Source organism: Candidatus Woesearchaeota archaeon, from assembly GCA_003695435.1.
Taxonomy (GTDB): Archaea; Nanobdellota; Nanobdellia; order Woesearchaeales; family UBA11576; genus J101.
This window is the reverse complement of sequence record RFJL01000002.1, coordinates 1-11544: the sequence shown is the minus strand read 5'-3', so window position 1 is coordinate 11544 and position 11544 is coordinate 1. Positions and strand designations below refer to the sequence as shown.

Genomic DNA, 11544 nt, shown 5'->3' with positions numbered 1-11544 from the left:
GCAGTTGACAGAGTAGTCAAGGTTGGTAAGGCTTAGTGAGTTGGTCCATACAGATCTGTTGTAGAGTCCGTCTGCGGGGTTGTAGGTCATGGGGAGGTATTGTTTTCCAAGACCTGTGTCGATGTAGATGTCACAGCTTCCTGTTGCAATGGGTGCTCCTGACGCAAAGTCGGTGTAGTTTGCGTATACCGTCATGTTTTGTCCGGAATAATAACCAAGGTCTTCGTTTTCATCAAAGACTGCTAGGCTGGTGGTGTCTGAGCTTGCGTTGTTGTCGTCAACGATGTGGTAGCGTACTACTGCTGCGGTGAGTGAGGGGGAAAGCGACCCTGTTTTGTTGAAGTAGAGTTTGTAGCGGAAGTATCTGTTGATGGTGGTGTTGATGGGGATGAGTGTGTTGAAGGCGGTGACGTTGTAGTAGGTGTTTGCTGTGTTGTCTGGACCTATGAAAGTAAATCCTGAGTCAGTAGGTGATGATGCTATTTGGAAGGTGATGTTTCCATCGCCTAGGCTTCCTGTGAAGTTCATGAAGGAGAAGTTTGCGTTTTGTCCTGCGTCGATGGTGGTTGATTCGTAGGTTCCTGTTGTGAATCCTGTGGTGAGTGCGAGTGTGTTGACGGTGACGGAGAGGTTGACTTTTGTTCCGCTCCACACTCCGCTGTCCCCGCTTTCATCAACAAATCCTCCTGCGTATGCGGAGAAGTGAGTGACGTTGAAGGTTATGAAGTCTGCGTCTTGTGTGAAGGAGAGTCCTGCGTCTTCCCAGAACGTACACGTTCCAGTGTTTTCATTCCAGTTCTTGTCAGCGCAGTGGAGAATGGTGGTAACCTCACCTGTTTTAGGCAGCGTGATTGTCGCACTTTCAATAGTGATGTTGTTAACTGCTACGGCTTCTGTTCGTGTTTGTACATCGCGGCCCTCAACGCGTAGTGTTTGGGGTAGTGGTACTGCTTGGATGCGCTCAATTGCTTGTGCTGCTCCTCGTATTTCGATGCGTGCTTGTTTTCCAAGGGATGTAACTGTTGCGTCGACGTCTTGTACTGCGTCTCTTTCCACCACTCGTTCGATGAACACGCGGTTCGTGTGGGGTTTGTTTGCGATGCGTGCTTGGAGAATGCTTGCTTGTGCTACTGCTTGGGATGGTGCTGCGAGTTCAACCGTGTCATTAACGGGACTTTGTACTGCAAGACCGGTGAGTTCTGGTGTAATCCAAAGAGAAAGTCCCATAAGGACAAAGAATAATGTTACTAATACTTCTACACCCCTTTTCATAGTCACAGCCGGTACGAGGTCATGTGAGACGTCGCATTAATAAACACCAACGCTTGTTGATTTATAAAGATTGTTATGTGCTGGGAAAGCGCTCTCAACCCACCACAAGAACGATAAGTACGGTTCAAAAAACAACAAACGTAGTTGTAAGGTTGTAACGCCCGCGGCCGGATTTGAACCGACATATCGTAACGAAACCGGTTCACTCCTCAACACCTGTTGATTCGAGACCGGCGCAATACCAGGTTATGCGACGCGGGCAAACAAACAAAAACACACAGCCACGCATTTTTAAAAGTATGCAAGCGTTTTCTACTCGTCTTTACGATATGCCACACTTGTTTTTTGCGTCCAATAGGTTGCTAACCTATGCCTGCACAAACCCGTAAAATCATCTGAGAGGACATAGAACAAACTCTTATCCTCTTTTTTGTCTTTGAGTGCTTCATACCCTTTTCGAAGCCGTTTTTGAATTACTGGACGCTCAAAGTCAAACATGCTCTGCGTAATCCTCTTCATAATTAAATAGTCTGCGAGACGAAGAAGTCCTACATCAACACTTCCAGAATCTTGTGAGACAATAATAACACTAATTCCCCTGTGTCGAGAAATCCTTAGGGCATTAAGAAAATCTTTGTTTTTTGAAGAGCTTGCTGATCGTCCTGAAAAATGAATGCCTGCCTCATCCGCAATAACAATGCTCTCTTGAGGAACCTCATCAAGAGAGGAATAATTCTTAATTCCTCGGATAGGTTTTGGCTCATTAAGTGTGACAATACGCTTTCCTTGATGCGTTGCCATTTCTTGCGCGATGCTATGTGCAAGAGCAGTTTTTCCAGAACCTCTGCGTCCAAGAATAACAAGGAGTAATGAGTCTTCGTGAAGATCTCTTGCAAACTCTTCAAAACCTTCCTCATCAGAGAACACATTAATAACCGGTTTTTCATAAATAGCGTTATTTTTTCGTTGTACACCTTGTTTTTTCCTCACCCTTTGTAATGAACGCGTTTTTTGAAAGAGTTGTTTCCACAAAAACACAACAAAGACTTTGCTTCCTCGAAAAAACACTCTTAATAGGCGAAAAAGGACGTTAAACAAGAAGAACAATGATCTCTTTAACAAGGACGCTTTTTTCTTGTTACGGGCGCGTCTGTTTGTCTTATGAGTTGTTCTTTTTCTCGCACGTTTTTTTGAAACCACAACATAAGAGAAACATATCCTCGCTTTAAACCTTTACATTTAGGTAAACCAACCCATAATACTTGTTCCAATGGCGCAGAGAACAAGACCTGCTATCAAAGCTACCTGGACACCTCCTGTGAAGGAAAAACATAAAATGAGGATGAACGCGTAACAAATCCTTCCTACATCCATCCAGAATTCTCGCACGTAGATGCCAAAAAGCGTTTTGGCCTTATCATAATAGAGTTTTTCAAAAGGAGTTGTAAGTAGAGGATTTGTCATATTTCTAAATGCGGTAAGTATGCCAAGAGAGTAGAGTGAATGTAGAAACGGCAAGAGAATAAATGACAGCGCTTGTAGCATCGCTCCAAGTTTAATGAACTGTTTGTTCTGATCGGTAAGTTTTCCCATTAACAGCGTTACAAAAAACTGAAGACCTGCTGCAATGGTAAAGAGCAGACCCAGAGGTACAAGACTCACCCCCATGACAAAAAGATACAACGGCCAAATAGTCACATAACCAAATGACTGAAAACCCTCAAAAAAATAAAACACTGCGTCGCGAGAGTTATGCTCTTTAAAGAATAAGCGAAAGTCAAAATGAAAAGGATACCCTCTATCTCTTGTAACTAGAAAGGGTAAGAGTGAACAGAAAAGCAAGAACATAGCGACGAGGAAAAGACGTGAATAACCAAAGAAGAGGATAATTCCTGCACCAAGAAGAGGAGACACAATAGAAAAGGCAATTCTTGAGGATTGTAACAGAGCAACTTGGCGCCCTCTTCGTTTAGATGAAGAATTTTTTGCAACAGTGGTATGTGCTCCTGCCCAGTACAGCCCCGATGAAACCGCAGCAACAAAGGCGATAAAAGTAAGAGGAATCTGCATAGTTTCGAGTCTGATGAGTAAGAACAAGTAAAGCATCAAAAAAGGTATTGAAAAAGCAATAGTATGCTTGTACCCAAAGTACCGCGTAGTACACAGACCAAGAAAAAATAAAGGGATTAAGAACACAAAATACATCGCGTAAAAAAAGAGAATGACGTCAAGCGAGTAGTTAAGACTCCACAAATATAGGGGTATGAATAAACCAACAAGTGAAAGTGCGAAGTAGCGCAAAAGCTGGGAGATGACAAGCTCGGAGAGTTCCTTATCCCCTCGAGTAAATGAAGTAAAATGAACATGCATAAAAAGAGCAATGAAGCAACAAAGTATAAAAGTATTACGCCGTATTACAGGCGTCCCACTTCACAAAAGAATCCTATTAAGCAAACAGAGGTAAGAACAAAGATTTGTGTAGTGTGGAAATTGCCAACGTAGCGTATTCTTTGCGAATCAAAGCCCGCACATCCCCGATTTGCTGGATGAACCTAACAATCCCGGTTCAAAAATGGGCACAAGTGTTTTTTAGAATAAAAAACGCCAACGCCCGGATTTGAACCGGGATATCCGTGAGGAAACAAGCTTTCCAGGCTTGCGCAATACCAGGTTATGCGACGTTGGCAAAGATATGTTTTTGAGGTAAATCACGTCTTATAAAACTTATTGATTTGGACTTCACTATTGTAAAAACGAACTCCTCTTGCATTAGAAAAATCAAAACGTAAAGAAGAAAGGAAAGGGAAAAAGATTAATCGACCATTTCGATCTCAATTTTGAGACCTTCTGGGATAGGTACCCGCATCACGAGTCGAAGTGCGCGTTCATCAAGACCTAGATCAAGAAGTCTTTTGTGTACACGCATTTCGTAGCGCTCCCAAGTTGCTTTTCCGTCACCACAAGGACTCTTCCTCGTGGTGAGTTTAAGCTTCTTGGTTGGCAAAGGTATTGGTCCACGTAATTGCACGCCAGTCTTCTCAGAGATTTCTCTAATTGAAGCGCATACTTCATTGATGCGATCAATGTTGCTTGATGTCAACTTAATGCGTGCTTTTTGCATAGTGGTCTACCTTAGAGTTGTTTTGGTGTGATGTTAATACACATTCCCGCTGCAACCGTAGCTCCTGAATCGCGAATAGCGAATCGGGACATCTGCGGAATTTCTGAGTTTTTCTCAATAACGAGCGGTTGTGTTGGTCTGATCTTTACGATTGCTGCATCACCGTTTTTGATGAAATCAGGGTTTTCTTCCATAACTTCACCGGTTGCTGGGTTGAGCTTTTTCACGATCTGGGTGATCTGACAAGCAACCTGAGCGGTGTGGATGTGGAAGACTGGAGTGTATCCAACAGTGATAACTGAAGGGTGGTTGAGCACAACGATTTGCGCTTCAAACTCTTCAGCAACTGTTGGAACATTGGTTTCATGACCAAGAACGTCTCCACGTGCAATATCTTTTTTACCGATTCCACGAACGGAGAATCCTACGTTGTCACCTGGTTCAGCTGATTGGAGCTGTTCGTGGTGAGCTTCGATTGTTTTTACTTCTCCTTTCACACCTTTTCCGTCACGTGCTGGAACAACAATAACTTTGTCACCAACTTTCATAACGCCAGTTTCAACTTTTCCAACAGGAACAACACCGATTCCGGTGATGTTGTAGACATCCTGAATGGGAAGGCGAAGTGGAAGGTCCACTGGGCGTTCTGGTGCAGGAAGCGCGTCGATTGCTTCAAGAAGTGTTGGTCCATTGTACCAAGGCGTGTTTTCGGATTTTTTAACAACGTTATCTCCATGTAGGCTTGCTACAGGGATGAAAGGTACATTGTCAGGGTTGAATCCTACAGTTTTAAGAAGTGCAGATACTTCTTCTTTAACTGCTTTGTAGCGATCTTCGCTCCATTCAACTCCTGAAATATCCATCTTGTTTATTGCAACGATGAGATGTGAGATTCCAAAAGTTTTTGAGAGGAAAACGTGTTCTCTTGTCTGTGCGTTAACACCATCATTTGCTGCTACGACAAGAACACCTGCATCTGCTTGTGATGCTCCAGTAATCATGTTTTTAATGAAATCCTTGTGACCTGGAGCGTCAATGATGGTCAAATCATAGTTCTTTGATTGGAACTTTTTGTGGTTAATATCAATGGTTACTCCACGTTCACGTTCTTCCTTAAGATTATCCATAACGTATGCGAATTCGAATCCTGCTTTTCCTAGTTCAGCAGCCTTGTCTTTGAGCTTTCGCATTGTTACTTCGTCAACTGCGCCACCGTCGAATAGGAGGCGGCCAACTGTGGTTGATTTACCGTGGTCTACGTGCCCGATAAACACAACGTTCATGTGTGGTTTTTCTTTTGCCATTATCTTAATTCCTCATCAGTTTTTGTTGTTTTTATTAAATACGAGCTTGAGCCCCTTTGTTGCCCCCATCAGAGTAGGAGATATATGTCCCCGAAAATGAGACCCCTTTATAAAGGTTGCTGTTGGGCGATCAATGAAAAAATTAAACGCTCAGGGGTTTAAACCCCTGAAATCATAAGATTCAATTCAGACCTTTTCGAGATCTGATTTGCGCAACGATTTTGTCCTGCAATTCAGCAGGTAGGCGTTCGAAACTCTGGTCTACGAGTGAAGAAGATCCTCTTCCACCAGTTGCTGACCGTAGATCGTTTGAGAGTCCGAAGAGTTCTGCTACAGGCATTTTTGCAAGAACCGTTACGTGTTCACCTTCTTGCTGCATGTCAAGAAGTTGTCCTCGCTTATTGTTGATAAGCTTGGAAATTTCTCCCATGTACTCTGCAGGACCTTCAAAGCGAAGAGTCTGTACAGGTTCGAAGAGTACTGGTCCCGCACTTGAAATAGCAGCACGAATACCCTCACGAACAGCAGGGTACATTTGAGAAGGTCCTCTGTGAATTGCATCTTCGTGAAGTTTTGCATCCATCAGTTTGACTTTCATACCCATACAAGGCTCCTGCGCAAGGCCTCCTGCTTTCATAACGTCTTCGAACATGTCCATGACAAGCTCGATGATCTCATTAATCTGCACAATACCTCTCGTCTCATCGATGAAGATGTTCCCATCAAAGATGTCTCGTACGTTACGTGCAGTCTTGGAATCATATCCAAGTTCAATGAGTTTTTGCACAGTATCGTCGTCTTTTTTCCTGACTCTTCCTTCGCGTAGATCCCCTTTCTTGATCGCTTCAATAACGTTTGGTTCAAGAGGTTCAACTCTGAAGTAGAGGCGGTTGTGTTTGTTCGGAGATTTTCCTTCAGCATCTTCTGGCGATGCTTTGGTTGCAACTTCTCTATACACAACAATGGGAGGAGAAGTTTTCACTTCAACTCCTTTTTCTGATCTGATCCTATCTTCAATAACTTCAAGATGAAGCTCACCCATTCCAGAGATGAGGTGTTCTCCAGTCTCTTCATTTATTTCAATGTGTACTGAAGGGTCTTCTTTTGCAACAATGCGCAAAACGTCAATGAGCTTTGGAAGATCTGCAGGGTTTTTTGCTTCAATTGCTTTGGTAACAACAGGATCAAAGATGTGTGAGAGCTCTCTAAATGGCTCGCTTGGTTTGAGCGTTATAGTCTCTCCAGGCGATGCTTTAAGACCTGAAATACCAATAATATTTCCTGCGGGAACATTATCAACAATTTCTCTTTTAGCGCCATTGTAGATGAATACTTGTTGTACTCGTCCCTTCTGGTTTGCTCTGTTAAGGTAGACTTCAAGCCCTTTCTTCATCGTTCCTGCAAAGATTCTTCCTGTTGCGATTTCACCTGCTTGTGGATCAACCACGATCTTTGTGATAACGAAGAAAAGAGGTCCGTTAGGATCGCATTTTTTAAGTGCTTGACCCTCAGGTGAATCAAGATCTCCCTCCCAGAGCTTTTCAATCCTGTACTCTTGCGCCACGTTGGGCGGAGGAAGGTGTCTGATTACTGCGTTAAGAACACACTCGTGAATCGGTGCTTTCTTACGAATTTCTTTGTGGGAATCAGACTCATAGGCATCAATGATTTCTTGGAAACCCACGTTTTTTTGCTGCATGAAGGGAATGGAGAGTGCCCAGTTATGAAACGCGGATCCAAAACAAACAGAGCCGTCTTGAACATTTACTTGATTCTTTTCTCCAAACTCACCACCAATTTCTCGTATGAGTTTATTGACATGCGTGATGATTTTGGTAAATCTTTCTTGCATTGCTTGGGGTGTGAGTTTGAGCTCTTTAATGAGACGATCTACTTTGTTAATGAACAAAATAGGTTTCACTCTTTCTCGAAGAGCTTGTTTGAGAACTGTTTCTGTTTGAGGCATAACACCCTCAACAGCACATGCAAGAACAATACACCCATCTACTGCACGCATTGCACGCGTAACGTCCCCGCCAAAATCTACGTGACCTGGCGTGTCAATAAGGTTGATGAGGTATTCTTTTCCTTCAAAATCATGCACCATAGAAACTGATGCTGCATCAATAGTGATTCCTCGTTCTTGTTCATCTGCGTGAAAGTCGAGCTGGCGAGCTTGACCTGCAAGCTCCTCACTCATCATACCTGCTCCTGAGAGCAAGTTGTCTGAAAAGGTTGTTTTTCCGTGGTCAATGTGAGCACAAATTGCTATGTTCCTAATAGTGTCCTGGTGCTTCATTGCAGCCATGACACGATCTACCATTTTTGCCATTTTTCGTTACCTCTTATTGTGTGTGCTTTTGATGCACTGGTTCATAGTGATGTAACTCGGAGTCGCTAAACCAGAGTTGTACTTCTTGGTCAGCTTCTTCTTGTGTTCCTGACGCGTGAATCAAGTTCTTAATGGAAATTCCTTTTTGATCCGCATACATGTATGAGTGATGCGCGTAATCTCCTCGAATGGTTCCTGGAGCTGCTGATTTTGGCTCAGTTCCACCAACCATTTTTCGCACGAGTTCTACTGCGTGAAGACCTTCAAGAACCATTGCAACCACAGGTCCTGAAGTAATAAAATCTTCAAGTCCTTGGTAAAATTGTTTATCAACGTGAGCTGCATAGTGCTTCTTTGCAAGTTCTGGATCGACTCGAATCATTTTCATACCTGCAATGCGCAGTCCTACGCGCTCAAAACGTTGGATGATTTCTCCGACAAGCGCTCTTTCAACAGCGTCAGGTTTTAGTAAAACAAGAGTTCGCTCAATCATTTTTTCTTATCTCCTGCTGCTTTCTTTTCTGTGTGTGCGATGCCCGTCCAGCGAGTTCGTCTTGGAACTCTGCCTAGTTGTAACATGTTTTTCTCGCATTTTCGGGAGCAAAAGTGGAACACTTTTCCATCGTTTTTCACGTACATTTTTCCGGTTCCACGTGCGATTTCTTGATCACAAAATGTGCATTTCATCGTCGTTTTCCTCTGTTAAGAGGTCTTGCCTCTATCTCTGTTTCTCTGAGCATGAGGATGTCACCTACTTGCACAGGGCCTTTGACGTTGCGACGAATGATTTTGTTTTTGTCGCGTCCTTCGAGGATTTTTACACGTACTTGTTGTGCTTCTCCTCGAGTTCCTGTTCGTCCTACTACTTCTTCAACGCTTGCAGGAACTGCATCGGAAAAGTTGACCTGGCCCGTTGTTTTACTGTCTTGGGCTTTATCGTTTTTGGCCATTCTTATTCCTCACTTGCTTTTTTGAGCTCTTCAATGAGCGCTTTTGCATTGCCTTCTTCAACAATTGCAACTGCAGTTGTGCCGACGCCAAGTCCTGCTGCTGCGCCGAGTTCTTCTTTGGATCCTGCTTCTATGCAAGGGATTCCTTTGTCTTTACAGATAAGTGGAAGGTGCATAACAATTTCTTTTGGTGATACATCAGTTGCGATGACAACTGCTTTTGCTTGTGCTCTTTCAACTGCTTTGGTAACTTCGTTGGTTCCTTTTCTGATCTTGCCAGAAGCTCTTGCTTGTTCAACTGCTTGTAGTGCTTTTTCAGCGTTTGCCATTTTTTCTTGTCCTCATTTCAAAGCGCGAGTTTGCTTTGATTTTGTTTTTTTAGTATCTTGAGAGAATGTCTCTCGATCAAGCCCTAAGGCCATCATATCTCATTGAGATAAGGTAGAAACCTTTGAGGGGGTTTATAAAGCTTGTGGAGAGAGAAGAAAAATTCACTAAAATACACTAAAAACAGCAGAGGTCTAAAACAGTAGAAGTAGTGTAAAATATCACATCCCTTCAGGCATCTGCGCGTTCTGTTCTTGAGCTCCTGCTGCAATCACATCATCAATTCTCAAAATCATAATTGCAACTTGCGCTGCTGAAGATATTGCTTGTGTCTTAATTTTAAGCGGTTCAATCACCCCTTTTTTATAAGCATCCATGATGGTTCCCGTAAAGACATTAATTCCTGCCCATTTTTGTCCTTTTTCGTGAGCTGCTTTAAGCTTAGTCATGATATCAAGAGGATCGCTTCCAGCGCTTTCCGCAAGAGTGCGTGGGATGATTTCAATAGCTTCGGCAAATGCTTTGATTGCGAGTTGTTCGCGTCCTGAGAATTGTTGTGAGAAATGTATAAGGTTTCGCGAGAGTTCCATCTCACAAGATCCTGCTCCTGCAACAACGCGTCCAGATTCTAGTGCGCTGAGCACATCCCCAATGCTATCTTCTACTGCGCGTTTTGCTTCATGAGCGATATGCTCTGTTGGTCCATGCACAAGAAGAGTTACTGCCCTTGCACGTTTGCAGCCTGAAATGAAGGTCATCTCTTCATCCCCGACCGTTTTTTCAAATACCACTCCTGCTGTTCCAAGGTCTGCAGAAGAAAGATCTGAAAGGTTATGTACGATGCGTGCTCCTGTTGCTTTTGCAAGGCGTTCCATATCGGATTTCTTAATGCGTCGCACAGCATAGATGCCTTCGCGTGCAAGAAAATGTTGTGCAAGATCGTCAATGCCTTTTTGGCAGAGCACAACAGAGGCTCCTGTTGCTTTGATCTTTGCAACCATATTAGCGAGCATGCGCTCTTCCATGTCAAGGAATTGCTGCATTTGCTCAGGAGAGGTTATGTTAATTTTTGCATCAATTTCTGTGTTTTTAATTTCAAGAGGTGCATCAATAAGTGCTATGAGAGGGTTTTCTACCTTTTTTGGCATCTCTGCGTGCACTCTTTCTTTATCAAGAACGATTCCCTCAATAAGTTCTGAGTTTCCTACTGTTTTGCCTACAATGGTTTCAACTTTGATGTCTTTTCGCGAAACGTCTCCTTGTGATTTGATAAGGTCAATTGCACGAATAATGAGTGTGGCAAGATGTTCTTTATCTGCTTCTGCCCCTTTTCCTGTCATCGCGGTTGCTGCGATAACTTCTAAATCTTTTTTCTTAAGAGGCTCACTAAGGTTGTGCAGAATTTTTAGAGCTGTTTCAAATGCCATACGATATCCTCGTGCAATAAGCGTGGGGTGCACATCCTTTTCAAGAAGGTATTCTGCTTGTTTGAGCAACTCTCCTGCGAGAATCACTGCAGATGTTGTTCCGTCCCCGACTTCTTCTTCTTGGGTTTTTGCAATGTCAACAATCATTTTTGCAGCTGGATGCTCAATGTGCATTTCTTTGAGAATAGTTACACCATCGTTCGTGATAGTTACCTCTCCCGCAGGATCAACAAGCATTTTATCCATTCCTTTGGGACCTAAAGTTGTGCGTATGGTTTCAGCTACGAGTTTTGCTGCAAGGATGTTGTTGCGCTGAGCAATTCTTCCTTGATAGCGCTGCACGTTTTCAGGGAGAATGTTTTGATCGGACATGTATCCTTACTTTTTTGCAGGTCTTTTAATCTTTTCGGATTCAAGTTCTACAAGCTTCTCACTCTTTCGCACTAAGGATTTCATAAGAATACTATTATCTCTTCTGAGCTTTTCAATAATAGCGTTTTTTTCTTCTAATGCACGAGTGTAAAAAGTAATCATATCATTGTAATGTTCTGCTGAGACTGAGGGTTTATCTGTGTAAGAAGGTTTTTGTTTAACCGGTTTCTTCTTACTACCTTTCCTCTTCGCATTCTTATTAACGTTCTTATTAAAAATCATTGAGGACGTTGTTTGATTACAACTATAAATACTTGTCGTAGGAATGTTTAAATGTGAGTGAGTCTTTTCTGCGGATATGGACTCTGATGATACAACTAATTTCGATCATTTTTTGTTTGATGTTTTAGCAGGTGACGAAACCCAGGAGGATACTCTT

The 11544-nt window shown here is 42.9% G+C and carries 12 protein-coding genes and 2 tRNA genes; all 14 read right to left on the bottom strand.

The window, feature by feature from the left end; all coding sequences use genetic code 11:
- On the bottom strand, positions 1-1227 hold a 1227-nt coding region (locus D6774_00100; GenBank protein ID RME78773.1), incomplete at its 3' end, for a hypothetical protein.
- Positions 1228-1430: 203 nt separating this feature from the next.
- Positions 1431-1533, bottom strand: a tRNA-Ser gene (locus tag D6774_00095).
- 51 nt (positions 1534-1584) lie between these two features.
- Positions 1585-2490 (bottom strand): AAA family ATPase, encoded by a 906-nt coding sequence (locus tag D6774_00090; GenBank protein ID RME78772.1) that lies wholly within the window; start codon positions 2488-2490, stop codon positions 1585-1587.
- A 21-nt stretch (positions 2491-2511) separates the two neighbouring features.
- A complete protein-coding gene (locus D6774_00085) occupies positions 2512-3642 on the bottom strand; it encodes an MFS transporter (GenBank protein ID RME78771.1) in 1131 nt (376 codons plus the stop codon).
- Between the two features lie 232 nt (positions 3643-3874).
- Positions 3875-3958, bottom strand: a tRNA-Ser gene (locus D6774_00080).
- A gap of 126 nt (positions 3959-4084) precedes the next feature.
- Positions 4085-4393, bottom strand: a complete 309-nt coding sequence (locus D6774_00075; GenBank protein ID RME78770.1) for a 30S ribosomal protein S10 — start codon at positions 4391-4393, stop codon at positions 4085-4087.
- An 11-nt stretch (positions 4394-4404) separates the two neighbouring features.
- Positions 4405-5697, bottom strand: a complete 1293-nt coding sequence (tuf, locus tag D6774_00070) for a translation elongation factor EF-1 subunit alpha (GenBank protein RME78769.1) — start codon at positions 5695-5697, stop codon at positions 4405-4407.
- Between the two features lie 181 nt (positions 5698-5878).
- Positions 5879-8020, bottom strand: a complete 2142-nt coding sequence (locus D6774_00065) for an elongation factor EF-2 (protein RME78774.1) — start codon at positions 8018-8020, stop codon at positions 5879-5881.
- A gap of 22 nt (positions 8021-8042) precedes the next feature.
- A complete protein-coding gene (locus tag D6774_00060; protein RME78768.1) occupies positions 8043-8522 on the bottom strand; it encodes a nucleoside-diphosphate kinase in 480 nt (159 codons plus the stop codon).
- Complete coding sequence (locus D6774_00055; GenBank protein ID RME78767.1) at positions 8519-8716, bottom strand: 50S ribosomal protein L24e; 198 nt, start codon at positions 8714-8716, stop codon at positions 8519-8521. The genes D6774_00060 and D6774_00055 overlap by 4 nt, the downstream gene beginning before the upstream one ends.
- A complete protein-coding gene (locus tag D6774_00050) occupies positions 8713-8979 on the bottom strand; it encodes a 30S ribosomal protein S28e (GenBank protein RME78766.1) in 267 nt (88 codons plus the stop codon). The genes D6774_00055 and D6774_00050 overlap by 4 nt, the downstream gene beginning before the upstream one ends.
- Positions 8980-8981: 2 nt before the next feature.
- Positions 8982-9308, bottom strand: a complete 327-nt coding sequence (locus D6774_00045; protein ID RME78765.1) for a 50S ribosomal protein L7ae — start codon at positions 9306-9308, stop codon at positions 8982-8984.
- A 219-nt stretch (positions 9309-9527) separates the two neighbouring features.
- Positions 9528-11105 carry a thermosome subunit gene (locus D6774_00040; GenBank protein RME78764.1) on the bottom strand — a complete coding sequence of 526 codons (1578 nt, stop codon included), beginning with the start codon at positions 11103-11105 and terminating at the stop codon, positions 9528-9530.
- Positions 11106-11111: 6 nt separating this feature from the next.
- A complete protein-coding gene (locus tag D6774_00035; protein RME78763.1) occupies positions 11112-11387 on the bottom strand; it encodes a hypothetical protein in 276 nt (91 codons plus the stop codon).
- Positions 11388-11544: the final 157 nt, after the last annotated feature.

Coding starts and splice junctions, on each gene's coding strand:
- D6774_00085 (RME78771.1), bottom strand. CDS start 3,642: ATGCATGTTCATTTTACTTCATTTACTCGAGGGGATAAGGAACTCTCC.
- D6774_00075 (RME78770.1), bottom strand. CDS start 4,393: ATGCAAAAAGCACGCATTAAGTTGACATCAAGCAACATTGATCGCATC.
- tuf (RME78769.1), bottom strand. CDS start 5,697: ATGGCAAAAGAAAAACCACACATGAACGTTGTGTTTATCGGGCACGTA.
- D6774_00065 (RME78774.1), bottom strand. CDS start 8,020: ATGGTAGATCGTGTCATGGCTGCAATGAAGCACCAGGACACTATTAGG.
- D6774_00060 (RME78768.1), bottom strand. CDS start 8,522: ATGATTGAGCGAACTCTTGTTTTACTAAAACCTGACGCTGTTGAAAGA.
- D6774_00055 (RME78767.1), bottom strand. CDS start 8,716: ATGAAATGCACATTTTGTGATCAAGAAATCGCACGTGGAACCGGAAAA.
- D6774_00050 (RME78766.1), bottom strand. CDS start 8,979: ATGGCCAAAAACGATAAAGCCCAAGACAGTAAAACAACGGGCCAGGTC.
- D6774_00045 (RME78765.1), bottom strand. CDS start 9,308: ATGGCAAACGCTGAAAAAGCACTACAAGCAGTTGAACAAGCAAGAGCT.
- D6774_00040 (RME78764.1), bottom strand. CDS start 11,105: ATGTCCGATCAAAACATTCTCCCTGAAAACGTGCAGCGCTATCAAGGA.
- D6774_00035 (RME78763.1), bottom strand. CDS start 11,387: ATGATTTTTAATAAGAACGTTAATAAGAATGCGAAGAGGAAAGGTAGT.